21 protein-coding genes are annotated in these 19,639 nt (G+C 46.1%); 18 read left to right on the forward strand and 3 right to left on the reverse strand.

Translation table 11 applies throughout. From position 1 onward, the window contains the following. Positions 1-40 precede the first annotated feature (40 nt). Positions 41-724 (forward strand): HAD family hydrolase, encoded by a 684-nt coding sequence (locus ACTHPG_RS02445; RefSeq protein WP_440387497.1) that lies wholly within the window; start codon positions 41-43, stop codon positions 722-724. Between the two features lie 88 nt (positions 725-812). Here the strand turns inward: ACTHPG_RS02445 and ACTHPG_RS02450 are convergent, their stop codons facing one another. Beyond that, entirely contained in the window at positions 813-2,108 is a 1,296-nt protein-coding gene (locus ACTHPG_RS02450) for an Nramp family divalent metal transporter (RefSeq protein ID WP_440390096.1), read from the reverse strand. A gap of 385 nt (positions 2,109-2,493) precedes the next feature. Here ACTHPG_RS02450 and ACTHPG_RS02455 point away from each other — a divergent pair, with 385 nt between their 5' ends. The 16 genes from ACTHPG_RS02455 (at position 2,494) to ACTHPG_RS02530 (ending at position 16,764) form a co-directional block, all read left to right on the forward strand. After that, entirely contained in the window at positions 2,494-2,913 is a 420-nt protein-coding gene (locus ACTHPG_RS02455; RefSeq protein ID WP_017690005.1) for an organic hydroperoxide resistance protein, read from the forward strand. Positions 2,914-3,125: 212 nt separating this feature from the next. Further along, on the forward strand, positions 3,126-3,371 hold the full coding sequence (locus ACTHPG_RS02460) for a zinc ribbon domain-containing protein (protein ID WP_440387498.1): 246 nt from the start codon (positions 3,126-3,128) through the stop codon (positions 3,369-3,371). Positions 3,372-3,470: 99 nt separating this feature from the next. Further along, a complete protein-coding gene (locus ACTHPG_RS02465) occupies positions 3,471-3,749 on the forward strand; it encodes a hypothetical protein (protein WP_253431871.1) in 279 nt (92 codons plus the stop codon). Positions 3,750-3,937: 188 nt separating this feature from the next. Next, positions 3,938-4,360, forward strand: a complete 423-nt coding sequence (locus tag ACTHPG_RS02470) for a thiol-disulfide oxidoreductase DCC family protein (protein ID WP_440387500.1) — start codon at positions 3,938-3,940, stop codon at positions 4,358-4,360. A 61-nt stretch (positions 4,361-4,421) separates the two neighbouring features. Further along, positions 4,422-5,285 (forward strand): DUF6612 family protein, encoded by an 864-nt coding sequence (locus ACTHPG_RS02475; protein ID WP_440387502.1) that lies wholly within the window; start codon positions 4,422-4,424, stop codon positions 5,283-5,285. A 209-nt stretch (positions 5,286-5,494) separates the two neighbouring features. Beyond that, positions 5,495-5,878: a VOC family protein gene (locus ACTHPG_RS02480; protein WP_440387504.1), complete on the forward strand. Its 384-nt coding sequence runs from the start codon at positions 5,495-5,497 to the stop codon at positions 5,876-5,878. A 160-nt stretch (positions 5,879-6,038) separates the two neighbouring features. Further along, positions 6,039-7,256, forward strand: coding sequence for a nucleotide-binding protein (locus ACTHPG_RS02485; RefSeq protein ID WP_440387506.1), 1,218 nt, complete (start codon positions 6,039-6,041; stop codon positions 7,254-7,256). Next, the gene (locus ACTHPG_RS02490) at positions 7,253-8,557 is read left to right on the forward strand and encodes a CpaF family protein (protein WP_440390098.1); all 1,305 of its coding nucleotides are present in this window, start codon (positions 7,253-7,255) and stop codon (positions 8,555-8,557) included. The genes ACTHPG_RS02485 and ACTHPG_RS02490 overlap by 4 nt, the downstream gene beginning before the upstream one ends. A gap of 40 nt (positions 8,558-8,597) precedes the next feature. Next, positions 8,598-9,341, forward strand: coding sequence for a type II secretion system F family protein (locus tag ACTHPG_RS02495; RefSeq protein ID WP_440390100.1), 744 nt, complete (start codon positions 8,598-8,600; stop codon positions 9,339-9,341). A gap of 12 nt (positions 9,342-9,353) precedes the next feature. Continuing rightward, positions 9,354-10,223, forward strand: coding sequence for a type II secretion system F family protein (locus tag ACTHPG_RS02500; protein ID WP_440387508.1), 870 nt, complete (start codon positions 9,354-9,356; stop codon positions 10,221-10,223). Positions 10,224-10,234: 11 nt separating this feature from the next. Beyond that, positions 10,235-10,423 (forward strand): Flp1 family type IVb pilin, encoded by a 189-nt coding sequence (locus ACTHPG_RS02505; protein ID WP_047842034.1) that lies wholly within the window; start codon positions 10,235-10,237, stop codon positions 10,421-10,423. Continuing rightward, positions 10,407-11,081 (forward strand): TadE/TadG family type IV pilus assembly protein, encoded by a 675-nt coding sequence (locus ACTHPG_RS02510; RefSeq protein WP_440387510.1) that lies wholly within the window; start codon positions 10,407-10,409, stop codon positions 11,079-11,081. The genes ACTHPG_RS02505 and ACTHPG_RS02510 overlap by 17 nt, the downstream gene beginning before the upstream one ends. Positions 11,082-11,172: 91 nt before the next feature. Then, entirely contained in the window at positions 11,173-13,290 is a 2,118-nt protein-coding gene (locus tag ACTHPG_RS02515; RefSeq protein WP_440387512.1) for a hypothetical protein, read from the forward strand. Positions 13,291-13,319: 29 nt separating this feature from the next. Then, a complete protein-coding gene (locus tag ACTHPG_RS02520) occupies positions 13,320-14,351 on the forward strand; it encodes a pilus assembly protein (RefSeq protein WP_440387514.1) in 1,032 nt (343 codons plus the stop codon). 16 nt (positions 14,352-14,367) lie between these two features. After that, the gene (locus tag ACTHPG_RS02525) at positions 14,368-14,877 is read left to right on the forward strand and encodes an A24 family peptidase (protein ID WP_440387516.1); all 510 of its coding nucleotides are present in this window, start codon (positions 14,368-14,370) and stop codon (positions 14,875-14,877) included. Positions 14,878-14,991: 114 nt separating this feature from the next. Continuing rightward, on the forward strand, positions 14,992-16,764 hold the full coding sequence (locus ACTHPG_RS02530) for a DUF6382 domain-containing protein (RefSeq protein WP_440387518.1): 1,773 nt from the start codon (positions 14,992-14,994) through the stop codon (positions 16,762-16,764). Positions 16,765-16,789: 25 nt separating this feature from the next. Here ACTHPG_RS02530 and ACTHPG_RS02535 read toward each other — a convergent pair whose 3' ends face one another. Further along, positions 16,790-17,701, reverse strand: coding sequence for a TIGR01777 family oxidoreductase (locus tag ACTHPG_RS02535; RefSeq protein ID WP_440387520.1), 912 nt, complete (start codon positions 17,699-17,701; stop codon positions 16,790-16,792). Positions 17,702-17,857: 156 nt separating this feature from the next. Beyond that, positions 17,858-18,325, reverse strand: coding sequence for a DUF2621 domain-containing protein (locus ACTHPG_RS02540; RefSeq protein ID WP_339785490.1), 468 nt, complete (start codon positions 18,323-18,325; stop codon positions 17,858-17,860). A gap of 171 nt (positions 18,326-18,496) precedes the next feature. On the opposite strand from ACTHPG_RS02540, the gene ACTHPG_RS02545 reads away from it, so the two are divergent. Beyond that, positions 18,497-19,603: a deoxyribonuclease IV gene (locus tag ACTHPG_RS02545; RefSeq protein ID WP_149846393.1), complete on the forward strand. Its 1,107-nt coding sequence runs from the start codon at positions 18,497-18,499 to the stop codon at positions 19,601-19,603. Positions 19,604-19,639 lie beyond the last annotated feature (36 nt).

Here is a 19,639-nt window from a genome sequence, read left to right on the forward strand (position 1 = left end):
TGGTGAGTCTTCTTTTTTATGCTTACAAGGAGGAATTGGCGTGCCGGATGTAGGTGGATTAAAGTGGTTGTTTTTTGATGTTGGAGATACGCTGGTGGATGAATGGGAGCCGGTTGATGATATTATCGGACAGTTCGTCCGCGAAGCCTGTGCTTTGGGGTATCCGGTAAAGATTGAGGCGGTACGCGAACTGTTCGCGAACTGTTACCAAAGTTATGAGCAATGGCCTATGAGAGTGGCGATTCGCACATTCGTTGACGACGAGGGACACCAGAAACAGATTCAGGACAAGCTGAAGTTTCAAAAAGATCTTGAACGTCCTTTTCCTTCAGCGGATTCCGTTCTCCAGCAGTTGTCACGGTATTATCGCATTGGCATTATTGCCAATCAGAGTCCCGGAACGGAAGAGAGACTGGAGAGTTACGGACTGCGGAAGTATGTTGATGTTCTGGCCTGCTCGGCTGAAGAAGGGGTGTCCAAGCCAGATCCGGAGTTATACGCGGTGGCCCTGAAACAGGCAGGATGTACGCCAGAGGAAGCCGTCATGGTCGGGGATCGGATCGATAACGATATTATACCTGCTCGGAAGCTGGGCATGCGTACGATTCGAATTATGCAAGGTTACGGAAGATTCCAGCCAGACCGATCGGAGGACGAACGTGCGGATTGGACTGTTGATTCATTGGATCAACTCCTGCCGTTACTGGTGCCGAATCAGGATTAGGTGATTATTAATAAAAGAAGGCTGATCAATCTGGTATCGAATACCGGAGTTGATCAGCCTTTTTAGTATTTTATCAATAAGAACGTGATTAGAATAACCGGATCGTTTGAATGATCAGATAGATATTCAGCACCACGATAATCGAGGCAATGACCCATGAAATGATGTTGAGCCACAATTTGTTGGCGAATGCCCCCATGCTTTTTTTGTCACTCGTGAACATCACCAGGGGAATTACCGCAAAAGGCAATTGAAGCGACAGCACAACCTGGCTCAAAATGAGCAGTTCTTCTGTGCCGTGTTCTCCTGCAATCGCTGTGACAATTACCGCCGGGATGATGGCGATCAGACGTGTGACCAGTCGGCGCAGCCAAGCTGGAATTCGAATGTTCAGGAAGCCTTCCATCACAATCTGTCCAGCGAGTGTCCCTGTAAGGGTAGAATTCTGACCTGATGCTAACAACGCCACACCGAACAGGATACTTGCAACCGTTGTACCCAATAGAGGTGTCAGCAGATGGTAGGCATCTGCGATCTCGGCAACCTGTGTCATGCCGGCACTATGGAATACAGCAGCGGATACAATCAGGATGGCCGCATTGATGAACAAGGCGAGTGTCAGCGCGATTGTAGAGTCCATGGTCGAATAACGAATCGCTTCTTTTTTGCCCTGTGGTGTCTGTTCGATCTGACGCGTCTGCACAATGGAAGAATGCAGATACAGATTATGCGGCATCACGGTTGCTCCTATAATACCAATGGCAATATAGAGCATGGCAGGGTTCTGCAGGATCTCCACATTTGGGACAAAACCATGGAGAACACCGCCCATATCCGGTTTTGCCAGGAACAGGTCAATCCCGAAGCAGAGGGCAATGGTCGCCATCAGCACAATAACGAGAGTTTCCAGGGCGCGGAAGCCTTTATTTTGCAGCACCAGAATCAGAAGTACATCAACTGCGGTGATGATAACACCGTACAACATGGGGATGTTGAATAACAGCTTTAACGCGATGGCAGAACCGATGACCTCAGCCAGATCGGTAGCTGCAATGGCAAGTTCGCACAGAATCCATAACATCATGACAACAGGCATGCTGAAGCGTTCACGACAGGCTTGAGCCAGATCCCGTCCAGTGACGATGCCGAGTTTTCCAGCCAACGATTGAAGTACAACGGCCATCAGGTTCGAGAGCAGGATGACGGATAACAAGGTATACCCGAACTGCGAGCCGCCTGCGATATCTGTTGCCCAGTTGCCAGGGTCCATGTAACCTACGGCAACGAGGTATCCTGGGCCAACGAAGGCGAGAAATTTTTTCCACCATGCAGCATTCTGCGGAACTTTCATGGAGCTATGCGCTTCTCCAAGGGAAGGGGCCATGCCTGCAGTAGACAATGATTCTCTTGAAGGAGCGTTGAACGGATTTTTTTTACTCATACGATAATCACCTGACTTTGGAATATTGATGCGGGACAAACCGCGCATGATATATCTAAATTTTTATGTTTATTGTTACATTGTACTCCTTCAATAATTTTTGTCTAGTGCAACTTTTATGTATTAACACAAAATTTCGGTTCTAATTCGTAAAAGCCCCTTCGTATATTACCCAACCTCAGGAAAAATACAGCCATGGTGTTAAAATGCATGAAAATAATAAAGTTGTAAAAGCTGATAAAGATACAACTTGCGTTTCAAAATGAGCCAGAAGTTTAAATTGAAAGCAAGGCAGTTAAAAACTATATGGATAAGGGAGAGATTCTAAATGGAAGCTTTATATACAGCAGTAGCGACAGTTAAAGGTGGACGTACAGGTTCGGTGACTTCTTCGGATGGCGTACTCAAACATGATCTGAAAATGCCCAAAGAGCTTGGTGGTTCCGGTGGTGAAGGTACCAACCCTGAACAGCTCTTCGCCGCTGGATATGGAGCATGTTATGAAAGTGCACTTGCCAATGTAGCACGTAAAGCAGGTGTAAAATTGGAGAATGTGGTCGTTACAAGTAACGTATCCATTGGTAAAGACCCTGCGGATGACGGTTTCCAATTATCTGTTCGCCTGGACGTGAGTATGCCTGGTGTCGATCACAGTCAAGCAGAAGATCTGGCGCGCAAGGCACATGATTTCTGTCCGTATTCCAAAGCGACACGTGGTAACATTGATGTTGTATTGAACGTAGTCTAAGATTCGACTCCCGCAAGTAAAGGGGAACATATAGAGCAGGGGTATTGCTAATACCTGATGTTCGATTACAAAGCCCTGCTGGCAATCGGCAGGGTTTTGTTGTTGATTATAATATAAGGACATGATGCAGGAGATTAGATGCCGGATCGCGTACTATTTTACATACTTGCACTCCCACTTCATGCTACACATTCCATAAAGGGGGAACGAAGATGAGTATTGAAGAGATGATCGAGCGCCGATTTGTATGTACGAAATGCAGGGGCACGGATTGTAACATTAAGGAAATTTCCATGTCAGGAGCTGGCCTGAGCAAGATGTTTGATATACAACATAACCACTACCTGTTCGTGACCTGTGCTTCCTGCGGCTATGTTGAAGTATTTGATCCGGATGTTTTGAAAGGTAAAAAACAAGGGCAGGTAGGGACAATTCTGGATATTCTGTTTGGCGGGTAGACATGCGCGAGTTGACATTGAACTGAATTTTCTTTAATATAACTTAGTACTGAGTAGTGTCATTGCATGAACCAAATTTGAATTAAACAGGTGATATCCATGTCTTATAGACCGCGTATTGCAGATTTAGAATTAGCTTATGGTAACAAGGAAGACGGATTGTACGAATTCAAAATGAATTTGGTAGACGGTACAAAATGCCGTGTATTCTACTCCCGTTCTCCCGAATGGAAGATGACCAATATCAGCCGTCTGCAGAAAACGCCTTGTCCAGTATGTCGCAAAGATTTCATTTGCAAATGTATGGACCAGTGGGCAAGTGACCTGCATCAACAAATGATCGATGACCAATGGATGGAAAAGGCAATTGCTGAGTAATTGTCGGACAAGATACGAGCGTAGGCACAATGCCTGCGCTCTTTTTCTTTTATTTCCCAGTAATCTGTGTTCAAAAAGAGCGATTTTCAGTTTTTTTTGAATGACCTCTAGAAAAAAAATAGAATTAGTGAACAAGATGGCCCAGATTGGGTAAGTTACTCTAACCGCAACAATAGGAGGCAGCCAATATGACAGCAAATCAAACGGATGTGCATCACGGACATCCCATCGTACTGGTGGATGGCGTCTGTCACTTCTGCCAGGGCTTAACCAAATGGATTATCAAGCGTGACCCGGAAGGAAAATATCATTTTGCCTCGCTCCAATCAGATGTAGCCAAGGAACTGCTGGCGAAGGGTAATTTATCGACAGACAGTATGGACACTTTTGTTCTGATTGAAAATGGAAAATACTATACACGTTCAACCGCCGCACTGCGATTGGCTAAAGGTCTGAAGTTTCCTTATCCATTATTATATGTGTTCATTGTTGTACCGAAATTTATTCGTAATGCAGTCTATAACTGGGTTGCTCGCAACCGTTATCGCTGGTTTGGCAAGGATGAAGCATGCATGTTGCCTACACCGGAGATCAAAGATCGATTTTTATGATTAATAACGGAAATAATTGGGTAATGACTACAGATCATATCTATTTTGGGAGGACAATAACTTGAAGAAGTGGACTACATTATTTATCGGGGCATTATTAGCAGTAAGCTTGGCAGCATGCGGTAACGACACAGATAACACGGCAACGCCGCCAGCGACGAACAACGAAACGACCAACGAGGGGAATACACCTGCAGAGCAGCAGACAAAAATCCCTACTCTGGACGAGCTGATTTCCAAAACCAATGCAGCAACGAAAGAAATGAAAAGCTTCACAACTGAAGCAAACATTGATCAGAATCTGAAACTGGATGCTGGTGAACAGTCTCAGGATCAACAGGTTAAAACATCGCTCAAGATGGATATTATCAAAGATCCAATGATGATCTATCAAGAGATGAATATGGAAATGTCGGGACAGGAAGCTCAGAACGTGAAGCAGTATATCACTTCGGATAAAATCTACTCCCAAGTTGGGGATCAATGGGTTGCGATTCCTGAAGCTCAAACTGCTGCATTGATTGAGCAGATGAAAGCAAGCATGAATCCTGAAGGTGAATTAGAGCAATTCAAAAAGATCGAAGAAGATACTGAAGTAACCGAAGAAGGCGACAATTATGTGATTAACGCTGATGTATCCGGTGATAATGTGAAAGAACTGGCCAAAGCCGTAATGGAGCAAAATGGATCGGATGCTCAGATGCAAGCCATGCTTGATCAGATGAATATCACGAGCATGAAGATGAAATACATGATCAACAAAGAAACCTACTTGCCTGCAAGTACAGATGTAGCCATGGTCATGGAGATGGAACAGAATGGACAGAAAATGACGATGGACATGAAGATGAACAGTACATTTTCTAACCACGATCAAGTGGAAGAGATCAAGATTCCACAAGAAGCATTGGATAGCGCTAAATAATCGGGTTATGCCAAGTGATATGTTGAAGATGAACTCAATGCTTTAAGGGAGCATCAGTGCATATCGTTTGCAGCACCTCTGAACTGGATCTGTGTGAGCCTCGAGGCTTAGGAGATCAGAGTCAGGGGTGTTTTCTTTTTTGCGGAGGTTATGGTTAATGTTCAAGATGTTATAGTATAGTCATGTTAATCAGAGAGGGGATACACAAGATGATTGAATACGCACACATCCACCATGTTAGTCTGGCTGTACGTGATCTGGAAATCGCAAAAAAATTCTATTCGGGGTTACTGGGAATGCAGGAGATTGAACGTCCGGCTTTCCGCTCCACAGGTACATGGTATGCCATCGGCAGCCAGCAGCTTCATCTGTTACAGCACCCAGAGGGTCACACGCTGCGTGAAGCTGGGATTGATACAACAGACGGCCACTTTGCAATCTGGGTGACCAGTTATTCTGGGACTATTGCTTGGTTGGAACAGCAGGGAATTGAGTACGAAGCAAGACCCGATAGTGTAGCGGGCTTCGCACAGATTTTTGTACTTGATCCTGACCGTAACATTATTGAGTTTGATTCACCCTATGAATCCTAAGGATGAAGGGTTAGAATAAATCCCTTGCTCCCCCAGAAATTGTATGCTATATTATCCATACATTCATAGCACGTGACGGAAGCACCGTCCATATACTGCATATTCATGCGGTTATTGGACGGTGCTTTTTTGTGCTTTTTGACAGGGAGGGAAGGAAAAATTGATTGTACTGAAGGTTGTTCTGGTGTCAAAGGATAGAGATTATATTAGCGCCTGGCTTGATTATGTACAAGGGAATTCTTCTGGTCTCCATGTGCGGTTCTCGGCTTTCTCCCAAGGGGATTCGTTCAGGGAGCATATGAATGAGCAAGAAGGTCAGGAATTACCGGATCTGGTTATTGCGGAGCCGGAGTTTCTGAATGACTGGCTTAATAACGGGGGAGCAGTATCAGGTATACCTTGGCTAATGCTTAGTGAAGGCATGGAAGAGGTGGAAGAGGCCAAGCGGCTGATGAAATACCAACCCTTGCCTGCTTTGCTGGATGCTGTGATGCATGCTTGCCGGCAGCCACGTCGCAAGAAGATACATCATTCGGGGCAAGAGACACTCTCCATAGGAGTCGTATCCGCTTCGGGTGGAAGTGGCAAAACGGCAGTAGCCCTGCATATGGCAAAGCAATTGGGACTTGCAGGTTATGCTGTTCTCTATCTGAATCTGGAGACGCTGGACAGTACGCTCCCTTTTCTGGAGAAGGGACTAACTAGAAGTGGGCAGCGCCACCCGGATGCGGAAACGGGATTGTCGCGCCTGTTATACGATCTGAAAGTGGGCAGAAAGGAATCCGGTAAGCAGTTACAAGTGCAATCGAAGGGCGTAGATGAATATGTAGTCCGGCATGAAGCCCTGAAATCCGATGTGTTCTGGCCATTATCGAATCGGAAAGAACTGTTGCAAATGACTCGTGAAGATACGTCCAATTTACTTCGTTATTTAATGGATTGCGGACAATATGACGTGCTGATTCTGGATGGGGATTCCGGTTGGGATGGGCGCAGTGAAGGGATGCTGGATGCAGCAGATTCATTTGTCTGGCTGGTTGAGGATGATATATCAGCCATGCATCGATGGGGACAATGGTTACAGCATGCCGAGCGTACGAAGCCAGATCTGTACGAGAGCATGTTGGACCGTTCACACTTTGTGGTTAACAAATATCGGGACAATGTTATCAATGCCCTCCCGCGCCCTGATCTGCATCTGGATGCAGTGTTGCCCTATATCCCTTCCTGGAAACAGCTTAGTCAGGAAGAAGTCATGCTTAGTTCTCCGATTTTCCAACGTGAAGTGAAGAGGTTATGTGCCATGTTGGTACAAGATGGCGAAGAAGAATTGAAGCAGACGGGACGAATTCAGAAGCATGATCGGTGGCCATTATGACGGATTCATCCAATAGAATACTGGATCGTGAAGAACAGTTTCAGATGATGCGCAGGGAAGTCAGGGCCGGGCTCGATTTAACCTCTTCAGCAGGAGATGATGAACTGTGGCAGGGGATAGAACGCAAAGTTCTCACAGACCCGAAGCTGGACGATCTGACCTCAGGAGAGCGTCATACGCTGGTACAGCGATTGTTTGACTCCTTTCGTGGATTGGATATTTTGCAGCCGCTCGTGGATCATCCCGATATTACGGAGATTATGATTAATAGTCACAAGGAGATATTTGTGGAGCAGGCAGGTGAAGTCAGCCGGATCACCCTTGAATTTGAATCCAGAGAACGGCTCGAAGATATAATTCAGATGATTGTGTCTGGTGTGAACCGGATTGTGAATGAGTCTTCTCCAATCGTAGATGCCCGTTTAAAGGATGGTTCACGCGTCAATATCGTGTTGCCTCCTATTGCCTTGAAAGGCCCCACGATGACGATTCGTAAATTCCCCAGTGAACCGATGAAGATGTCTGATCTGATTGAAAAGGGAGCCCTGCATGAAGAAGCGGCAGAATTATTGCAGCAGTTGGTACGGAGCAAATACAACATCTTCATTGGAGGGGGGACCGGATCGGGAAAAACGACCTTTTTAAACGCATTATCCCAGTTTATTCCTGCCGATGAGCGAATTATTACCATTGAGGATTCGGCTGAGTTACAGATTGTTACGGTACCGAATCTGGTATCACTGGAAACGCGAAATGCCAACACCGAAGGCAAGGGGCAGATATCCATTCGGGATCTGATCAAGTCTTCCTTACGGATGCGTCCGAACCGGATTGTGATTGGTGAGGTGAGGGGCGCAGAAGCTTTGGATATGTTGCAGGCCATGAATACAGGTCATGATGGATCTTTATCAACTGGGCATGCGAATACCATCTCGGACATGATTAGCAGATTGGAAACGATGGTACTCAGTGGTGCGGATCTTCCCATTGCGGTTGTAAGGCAGCAGATTAGTTCAGCAATCGATATTTTTGTACATCTGTCCCGGCTACGAGATCGCTCACGGCGGGTGACAGAGATTAGTGAAGTGATTGGCATGCAGAACGGTGAGGTTTTGCTGAATCCACTGTTTCGTTTCCAGGAACAAGAAGAGCGTGAAGGTAAAATTATTGGTGGACTATTACAGGTTGGAAAGTTGATTCAGGTGGATAAAATTTGGATGGCTGGGCTTGGGGAATGGCTGGATGGATACATAGAACAATATAGTGTTGAACCAGATTCATCAGATAACAACGTGAATTAAAGTCATTGGAAGGTGATTACTGTTGGGTGAAGCCAGACAGATGTTGACGGATTACACCGTATATACGCTTTCCCGAAGACAACGAATAGTCTGTATGCTGATTAGCGGTCTGCTGTTTTTTGGCATCGGAATTCTGTTCTACCATCACTGGTTGGCTGGAGCAATACTGGCTGTGGGTTGTATATGGGTACCAAAACATTGGACTAAAGTGCTGCTGGAAAGAAAAAGAATGACACTCAGTTTACATTTTAAGCAAGCGTTATATGCATTATCTTCGGCACTTGCCGCAGGCAAATCGGTGGAAAATGGATTCAAGGAGTCCGTGGAGGATCTACGGATGTTGAACCCGGAAGCGGATACCGATCTGATTCGTGAGTTCACGATATTGCGGACACGGATGGAGTATGGACAACCGATTGAAGAAGCACTACAGGATTTCTCGGATCGGGCGCAGATTGAGGATATTACGAATTTTGCAGATGTGTTCATTACGTGCAAACGAACTGGCGGGGATCTGGTTGAAGTCGTGCGCCGCACCTCGGCTGTTATAGGGGAAAAGCTGGATATTCAGCAGGATATTATGGTCGCAGTGGCACAGAAAAAATTTGAATCCAAAGTCATGTTTGCCGCTCCTTTTATTTTTCTGATTTTTCTGAATTTGACCGCCAAGGACTTTATGGAGCCGTTATATAGCGGGATGGGTTACTTCATCTCTACCGGTGCCTTGGCAGTACTCGCCTGCTGTTATCTGTGGATTAATCGCATTATGGATATCAAAGTATAAGGAGCTGAAACGATGCTGCTTCCCGTTATAGTCGCAGGGATGCTCGGAGCGGGATGGCTGGTGCTGGATCGAACCCGGGGACAGACCTACCGGCATCTGCGCAAGCTGGATATGGAAGGATTGCGACTGAAGAAGTTGCATGGTCCCTTCCTGTTTATATTGGATAAGTTCGAGATTGGACGCAGATTGCCTGTGCTCATGTTTCGGATGCAACATGCCATTCAGAAAATGTATGGCATACAGCACAGTGGGGAGAAAACGATGCTCTATTGCGCTGAAATGTTAACCTACACGTGGCTTATGTTACTGGCAGGTTGTCTGTTAACACTTGTTGGAGATATGGGCATCGGAGGTATGGTGGGTGGACTCGCGTTAGGGATAGCTTTACCTTTTGCACTCTATAAAGACCTCAATACCAAGGTTCAGCGGAGAGATCAGGACATCCTTATGGAGCTGCCTGAGCTATTGAACCGAATCGTTCTATTAGTGGGCGCTGGGGAGACCGTTCAGCGTGCCATCGTTCACTGTGTCACAAGCCAGGGGGGACGAGATCATCCGCTGTACAACGAACTCAGAAAGACTGTGGGAGATTGGAATAATGGGTACTCGTTTCAACAATCATTTGAACAGTTCAGTCGCCGCTGCGGTGTACAGGAAGTCACGATTTTTACAACAACGGTGCTGCTGAATTTCCGGCGTGGGGGAGGTGACTTTGTATTGGCGCTGCGGGATCTGTCACATGTGTTGTGGGAGAAACGCAAAGCTGTCAGTCGGGCGAAGGGAGAACAGGCTTCTTCCAAACTGGTGTTTCCGATGGTACTTATCTTTTTTACGATTGTGGTTATGATCGGTGCACCTGCTTTTATGATGATGAATATGTAGGAGGAATTGGGATGATGGAAGTATTGAAGAACAAGGTCAACGCATTTTGGAAGGAAGAGGACGGACTCGGCACGTTGGAGCTGATTCTGATCATCGGGGTTATTATCATTATTGCTTTGATTTTTAAAGACCAAATTAAAAAATTGGTAGAAAGACTGTTAACTAATGTGAGTAATAAAAGTAATGAATTCTTCGAATAACAAGTTCAAAAAGGAAGAGGGGAGCTTCACCGTTGAAGCCTCCCTGGTCTTCCCTGTTGTGCTGTTTATTCTTGTGTTATTGCTCTTTTTCACCATGTACATGTATCAAAAAACATTCCTGAATCAACATGCCTATGCAGCTTCTGAGCGTGCAGCTTATAGCTGGGACAACAGTCACAAACAGGCGATGACAGGTGAGTTTGTCGCTGGAGAACATGACAATCTGTACTGGAGACTGACGGATGATCGGATGCTTGGAGCGCTGTTTGGCTGGGCGGGGGCGGACAATCAGGTTAGCGCATCAATACCTGCTGGTGAAGGCGGAAGTCTCTCGGAACAGAAATTAGCACAAGCAGTTCAACATATGCCTTCAGCCATGAAAGGAACAATTGAGTATCAGAATTCTCTGATTCAGCGGAAAGTAACAACCAAGCTGGACCAGGTAATTTCTTTACCTCTTCCTTCTTTTTTGTTCGATTCAGGTAACCGTGTTCTCACTCAAGGATCATCCGCAGTTGTTGAACCGGTGGAATTCATTCGAACGGTAGACTTGGTCCGTTATTACGCAGCCAAGTTTAAAGGCAAGGGTGGTGCGGCGACCAGTACAGCGGCAGAGGCTGGACAGGTTGTGCAGCACTTTGGCAAAAGCAAAAAGTGAGAAAAGGAGGAGGGCGGAGCTGTTTAGAAAAAAAGACGGTGAGTTGGGAGCCGTAACCCTTTTTTTAATATTAATATTGGCCGGAGTTTATATGTTTGTCGCTATATTCATTGATTATGCTCGTATTGCTGCCTTTAAGGTGCAGACCGAACGAATGACTCATGCTGCGATGCGATCGGTCATGTCAGCCTATGACACCTCACTACGGGAGTATGGTTTATTCGGGTATGGTGACAGCAGTGGGGATGCGATTATGGCGAAAGTACTGAATGATAGTGTGAAGCCTTCATCCGTAAGAGATGGATTCCCCATTCTGGATATCCAGTGGGATACAACTTCGCTGAGCATGGAGCGTGAACTGGGCAGATACGATATATTTAATCGCCAGATTCAGGAGGATATGAAGTATCGGGCTCCGGTTGATTTTACCCTTGAAGTGATCAATCGGTTCAAACCGATGTCGGATGAGATGAAGGAAGCTGCCCACACAGTAGACTTGCTGAAGAAATTACAAAAGTTATATGACAAACGTGAAGAGTTGTTGGATGAGGCCATTGCCAATCAGACGGAATCTGCGGAGAAGCTGAAGAGTTTACCGAAGTTAATCATGGATCCGCCTTCACAGGCCATCTACGATGAGATGCTGGAAGATACACCGGAGACAGCTGCGGAAGTGGCGGCACGTTATACAGATTATCTGAACAAGCAAAGGGCAGATGAGGGACTGCCGTTCAGAGAGCAACAATACATATTGGAACTGGCTCGTTATCGGACGGGTGTTGGGAATGTGGTGACAGGCATCAGCATGATCATACAGCCCGCTTTACAGGCCCATCAAACGAAGCTGGAGGAAGCACAGTCCAAGATCGAGGAAGCACGCATGATCAATGAGGAAATGAAACGTGTGATCGCGGAGGGGGAGAACCGTTCGGAGAATGCCAGTTACGACAACGTGAGCAACTCGAATTTGCCTGGAACAAGTCCTGCATCAACAGGATCAGGAACTGAAGCCAAAAGTACACGTTCTCTTGCTTCGGAGCTTGTGAGGGCAGATAGCCTGTTTGACCAGTTGAAGGCACGAGTGCTTTCCCAGAATTCAGACTTCTCTAACGTTAGAAGAGACAACATGGAATTGAATACACTGCTTCGCAGCGTCACGGGTATGAGTAGTGTTCCGATTAAACCTGCGATCAGACAGGCAAGTCAGGTAACGGAACGATATATGGACATCTATGTGCGCAGCGGTCCTGCCAACCTCATCCAACAGAGTAAGCAACAGCTGGAGAGTGGTCGCGGTTCGGATGCCCAGCGCAAAGCAAATGACAAAGAATCCAAAGGAAAACTAAAAGAAGTTAAACGAATCTTGTCGCAGATTGAGAATGGAAGTTCAGGTGCCATGGACGCTTTCAAACAGCTGGAGGAGTATTACAACGCTAACATTGCGTTTAACGAGGCTAGTCGTGAGGAAGCCAAAAAAGCAGAAATCGCTGGTGATCCCTATGATTCTGGTGGCGAAGCCATGAAGGGAATGGACAGTTTGTTTGGCGGGATGTCAGGTCTGCTGGATAGCCTAGGTGACGAATTGTTCCAGAATGAATACGCTCTAGCCTATTTCAATTCCATGGATTTTGGTCAGCTATTAACCTGGACTGAAGGTGGTGGAGATGCTGGTGATGTTTTCAAACTGGAGAATCAGGAACTGGAGTATATCGTTTACGGGTTTCATAATCCTTCGGGTAACATCGCTGCGGCATATGCGGAAATCTTCGGGATGCGCCTAGCTATTCGAACCGCAGAAGGATTAATTGAGCATAGCAAGCTGGGGAATCCTCTTTTGGTTTTATCAGCAGCCATCTTATACGGGATTACAAACGCCATTGCGGATATGGTGAAACTGGCAAAAGAGGGCAGTGTGGAACTGTCCAAATATATCAAAGTCAAATTGACGTACAGGGACCATCTTCGATTGTTCCTCTTGATGCACAGCAATAATGAACGCAAAATGTCCAGAATGCTGGCGTTAATTCGATTGAATACGGGTGTGAACCCAGATGAGAAACAGACGTACGCTTCGGGTAACATGCGCAGCAGCATCAAGCTGTGGTTTTTGCCAGGGGTGGTTAGAAGCATCGGTGCAGTTATGGGGAGTGCGGACCAGGTTGAAGATGGGCGATATTTCATTGAGCGGAAGGCGGATTATTCCTATTAAATGATCAGGATCGTTTCGGTGGAGGGATTATGGATAAGCAGCAACAATATGAAAAAGAAAGCGCACAATTACAGATTCGTTTAACCAGAATAATCAGATTGCAACGTCTGAAGTCTCTGAATAAGCGGATATGTTCTCCGAAAAAGGAACAGGGCAGCATGGTTCTGGAAGCATCACTGGTCTTACCTGTTTTTCTGTTCTTTATCATGTTTCTCATCTTCATTGTGCAAATGACTCTAATCTCCACAGCGCTACAGAGCACGGCAGGGGAAGCGGTGAAGCAATTATCAACGAAAATATATCCCGTTTCCCTTGCTTTCACACCTTCTGATTCTGCCGGAGGTGAAGGCTCTGGAGGAGGGTGGAAGATACCGGAGTTGTCTCTGACGGAATGGGTAGAAGGTTATGCTTCTTCTCTGCCCGAGCCATTAAGTGATTGGGTACGTTCAGCAGCGGCCAGTGGTGAACAACCACTACAGGAGATCAAGACATCCGTCTTGGAAACCGCGCTTGATCCCACGGTAAAACCGCTGATTCAACCATTTATCGAGCCAACTCTGCTGAATATGGAGCGTGTTCATGTAAATGGTATATCAATACCTGATCTCAAGAACAAAACAAATCCATATTTCCGACTTGAACTTAGTTATGAATTGCCGGTAAAAGTTCCATTTCTCAGTAAACCGCTTCGGATACAGGCTGCTGCGGCAGAGCGGGTATGGATTGGAGATACCGGAGAAGGATCAGACGGCAGCGCAGGAGACGGGGGGACTGCGGGTTCTGCAACGGTACTGTCGAAGCCCGACCCGGCTTACATAGGCAACAATGCAACGATCAAGGTCAAGGTAGAGCCAGGAGCCACCGCCAACTTAACGATATTTTACAAGTCAGGTGAAAGTTCTGCGAAGCATATCGGATGGGCCACCGCAGATGAGAATGGAATAATTGAATGGACCTGGTTTGTTGGCACTCGGACAACAGAAGGGACATGGAGTTTTGTAGTCGAGACAGGGGACGGTACCAAGACAGAGACTACGTTTAACGTGGCTTCCAGAAAATAAGGAAGGGGATGATAGAGTGGAGTGGTTCTACATTGCCTGTGGCATATACATTATTGCAGCTTTTATTACTGACATTCGATCCATGAAAATTCCAAATCGATTGACTTTACCCGTGACTATTGCTGGTGTACTGGCCCATATCATATGGGGAGGTTGGGATGGTTTCTTGTTCTCGGCCGCTGGATTTGCAGCAGGTTTTGGTATTTTGTTTCTGATGTATGCGATTGGCGCAGTAGGGGCAGGAGATGTGAAATTATTTGGTGGGATTGGCGCATGGACGGGATTTGCTTTTGGCATTCATGTGATTATTTACTCCGTTTTGTATGCAGGAGCTATCGGTTTATTGATACTTCTATTTCGCAAGGACTCAGCGAAACGGATTCGAGGCATAGCAGGAAATCTTGCGGGATTCTTCATGTTGGGTTCCCTCAAGTTGCTGAACACAGATAAGACATTGAAGTTTCCATTTATGCTGGCCGTATTGCCCGGGTACATCACAGTGCTTATTTCAGGACTTTTCCACTAAGTGAAGGAGTAAGGAAATCTGGGGATAACAGCGATCGGAAGGTTGTTCCGTCATCGTAGTGCCCAGTGTAACTTTCTTTAGTTGACCTATATAACATGGAAAGAGAGGATTGGCATGTATGGATTAACGAGAGATTTTATTCGTAACGGCGGAGCGTTTATGGTTTTGGAGAAAGAGGACGGCTTGCGAATGGAAGAATTGAGCCGTGTACAAATGGGGATGTTGTCCTCCAATCAGATTCCGCGACTCCTTCCTGTTCATATTCGGGAGGTAGATCGAAATGTGACTTTGCAGTACGACATATCAGGGTACAAGATGTTATCCCAGGTGTTAAAGTCATGCAAAATCAAGTTGCGTGTTCTGTATGATCTGTTGTTCCAGCTAGCCGATGCCTTCACGGAATGCCGACAATATATGCTGGAGCCTCGTAAATTATTGATCCAGGAGGAGTACTTGTTCATCAACGGTTCATTCGAACAAGGTGAGCTTGGGATGGTCTATGTACCGATCATGGATACGGTTGAAGTTGATCCAACGCCTCAGCAATTCCGTGAGCTGGTAATTAGGCTGATGGCCCATGTACAGGAACTGCAGGGAGAAGGCATTCAGCGTGTTCTACAGTTGTGTGACAACGAACACTGGGATATCAGACAGTTGCGAGAACTCCTGCTGGAATTATACGCAGACGAACAAGACAGTGGAGGTGGCGCAGCATTTCTCTCGTCCAGAACTTCGGAAACACGCGATGAGTCAAGAGGTAATCTGCATTCGTCGATTGCTGAGCCGGATAGCAGACAAGCTACTCGTAATTCTCGGCCATATCAACCGAGAGTTCTTGTTCCAAACGCTGCTGCGGAGCCTGGGCTAAATTTTCGTCAGACGCAGAAAACAAGTGAATCCGTAGTAGAAGACATTCCAGTGAGGTCTCGCTTTTCAGGCAAGCATTCACCTGAGCAATCTTCATTAGAAAGCTCAAACAGCATGGATAAGAGACGAAGTACCCCGTATGATTCTGATTCGATAGAGCCTGTTGATATGGAAGTAGAGGAAAAGCCCGGAACTTCCAAAGTAACCTATATCATACTGGGCTGCATGGTTGCCATGGCATTGGTATGGAGATTTATTTACATGGAGCAACCGGGACAGACGCAGATGATTCTGTGCATGGTACTAAGCCTTGGCCTTCTTGGTATAGCAGGATGGACGTGGAAGCGAAGGGGAAATCCTCAGGATGAACCAGAGAACAAGCGGTCTTTTTCATTTAATTTCGTTAAGAATAAAGGGAAGCAAACGGAAGATGAAGAGGAACAATTTCAGGAAAGCTGGCGCTGGAATATTGCTGATAGGAAAGAGGAACGTGTAAAACAAGCGACGGAATCAGTTTTAGAAGGAAGTGCTCATTCCCATTATCAACCTATGCATATGACTCCTGAACCTTTTGAACCACCGTTCGCACAGCACCATGTGGAAACGAAAGCTTCAACTTCAGAGCTAATCCCACATGATACAGTTCCGGAAGCAACCGTGAACTTGCAGAACCTGGCTAAAAGTAACTTTACAGGGGAAGGCCCAGGAATGGCGTTTTATTATCTTGAACGAAAATCTGGCAGTGGTGGCCAAAATGAACGGATGGATGTGCAAGGAGCATCTTTTGTCATCGGAAGATCAGCAGACATGGTTCAGTGGGTGGACACAGCAACCGGGGTGTCCCGTGCTCATGTGGAATTGAGCCGGAACAAATCGGGCTATGTCATTAAGGATCTGGGTTCCGTCAATGGAACCATTCTTCAGGGCAATATTCTTGCTCCGTATAAGGAGTATCCATTGGCCGATGGAGACACATTTACACTTGCGGAATCAGTCTATACTTATCGGTCGATTGGATAAGCCATGGCACATTCTCGTGATTCAATTAGTCAGATAAGCCGCGGTGCTTCAGATCCTCCAGGGCCTGGGTTAAGGTAGGGAAGGTGAATTGGAATCCGTGGTCGAGAGCTTTTTGCGGAATGACTCTTTGTCCTTGCAGCAGAACAACGGATAGTTCACCAACCAAGGTTTTAATTAAGAAACCGGGTACGGGGAACCAGTGAGGGCGATGATACACTTTGCCGACGGTACGGCCGAATTCATCATTGGTGACAGGGTTCGGTGAGGACGCATTGACCGGACCTGATACTTGTTTATTTTGGATGCTAAAATCAATAAGTCTTACAATATCCATAATGTGAATCCAGCTAGTCCATTGCTTGCCACTGCCAATTTTGCCGCCAACACCCAACATATAAGGGAGTTTCATCAATGGAAAAGCCCCTCTTTTATGTCCAAGAACCAAACTCACCCGGACTTTAACGAGTCGTACATTTTTGATTGCGTCTGCAGCAACCTCCCATTGCTCCGAGACCCGGGACGGAAAATTCATTGATTTTTGCGGACTGCTCTCGTCAAAGGTTTCGTTAGGGGAGGTTCCATAGATGGCCATTGCAGAAGCCTGAACAACCACTTCCGGCTTTTGTTCCAGGGATTCTACCAATCGGGCTACCCGTGCTACGGTCGTTACTCTGGATTCAACAATCTCCAGTTTCGCCTTGGTTGTCCAACGTTGATTCAGCGTTTCTCCGGCAAGGTTAACGAGAGCATCCATACCTTCCAGCAAGTGAGGTTGGTCTTCGACTTGTTCCCACGATATATATGTAAGATTTTTACTTGGATTATGCAAGTCAGGCAGTTTTCGTGTAATGACTTTCACATGGTGCCCGGCTTGCAGCCAGTAATCTACAAGTGCTCCTCCCACAAATCCGGTACCTCCGCAAATGGCAATTCTCATATCCAACATCCTCTCTGTTTTTTCACTGCCTGATATACACCCGTGAATCGACAAACAGCCCCGGACGGTAAGCAATGCCTGCTGGGAACGACTTACCTGACGGAGCCTATGTGTAAATTAACCAAATCTATATAGGGCTTAACTCATCTTTGCATTTTATTTAATCAAATGTTGATAAGGGGAATAATCGATTTTGTTTTTCTCCAAGAATTTTACCAAAAACTTATTATCTCGCTTCGGTGTGGCAATAATGTATCCTTTAATGCAATGATCTCTCGATACTTCCGTGGCGTTGTCTTCAACTGCAATTTTACCGATCTCTGCAGCAATGGAATGTTTGGCGATGTCACGAAATGGCCCAGGTACAGGTTCTACAAGTTGATCCAAAAAAGCTTTGGCTTCATCCGTCCACAAGTGACGGCTGGCTTCTACCCAATAATTCTGCCAATCCAGTTTGGACTTACCGTCTGCTTTGGGGAGCACTTTCAAAAACTTGCGCATCATAAAAAATCCACCAATACACATGCTGCCAAGCAATACAAAAGTCCAGAATGCGATCGTATTCATAAACCAATTGCTGGGGGAACTGCTGGTTAGTATCATCGCGTAGGAGTCGAAAATCATTGCGGAGTCACCTCGGTTCATTGATTTTCACGGAAAGACGGATTCCGCCTACCCATGTACCACATCATTAGCTGTCAAAAATAGCCTCTATCCCGAATTATAGCGCATTTCTAGATTTATTTCGATAATCGCGTTAGAATAAGGGATAATTCAGATTAAGGGGGATCAATAATGCTGAAAATCGGCTCCCACGTGTCCTTTTCGGACAAGGGATTATTGAGTGCAACGAAGGAAGCGTCCTCGTACGGTTCCAGTTCGTTTATGATATATACGGGTGCACCGCAGAATACACGTCGCAAGCCAATTGAATCCATGTATATTGAAGAAGGCAAGCTTGCCATGCAAGAGGGTGGGATGGAAGATATCGTTGTCCATGCACCGTACATCATCAATCTTGGCTCATACAAAGACAACACGTATAGACTTGCTGTAGATTTCCTACAGGAAGAGATCCGTCGTACACATGCGATTGGTGTCAAAAACATCGTATTACATCCTGGTGCATTTACAGACAAAGATGCCCACTATGGGATCGGACGGATCGCAGAAGGACTGAATGAAGTGCTGGAAGGTGTGAAAGAGACAGATGTGAACATCGCTCTGGAGACCATGGCTGGCAAAGGTACGGAAATGGGTCGCAGTTTCGAAGAGATCGCCCAGATTATTGAGAAAGTAACGTATAACGAGCGCCTGACTGTGTGTATGGATACGTGCCACATTCATGATGCCGGATACGATATCGTTAATGATTTTGACGGTGTACTGGAACAATTCGATCGCACGGTGGGACTTGACCGCATTGCCGTAATGCATATTAATGATAGTAAGAATGCTGTGGGTGCGCACAAGGACCGTCATACACCAATTGGTTCTGGCTGGATTGGGTTTGAGGCGATTAACCGAATCGTTAACCATGAGAAGCTTCAAGGACGTCCATTTATTCTGGAGACACCTTGGATTGGCAAAGAGGCCAAGACACAGCGTCCAATGTATGAGGTGGAGATTGCCCTGCTTCGTGGGGATGTTGCGGGTCGATTTGGCCAGGAATTCCTGACAGAAGTGGAGCAGCTGCAACACTTTTTCAAAGGTAAAGAGATTGAGTCCCGTTCATACATTCTGGATGTGTGGACATTGCTCAAAAATGATGCCAAAGCCAAAAAGGCAGATCCGCGCGAACCGCTGGAACGCCTCTATGACATGGTGACTGAAGCGGCTTTGTTCCCGCATTTGAATGAAGAACAACTGAATCATCGCTTGATTGCATGGCTTGCGGGTTAACCCCGCAGGTCATGGCTTATATTGAAGGAGGAAGAA

The organism is Paenibacillus sp. SAF-068 (assembly GCF_051967555.1).
In the GTDB taxonomy this organism is placed as follows: domain Bacteria; phylum Bacillota; class Bacilli; order Paenibacillales; family Paenibacillaceae; genus Paenibacillus.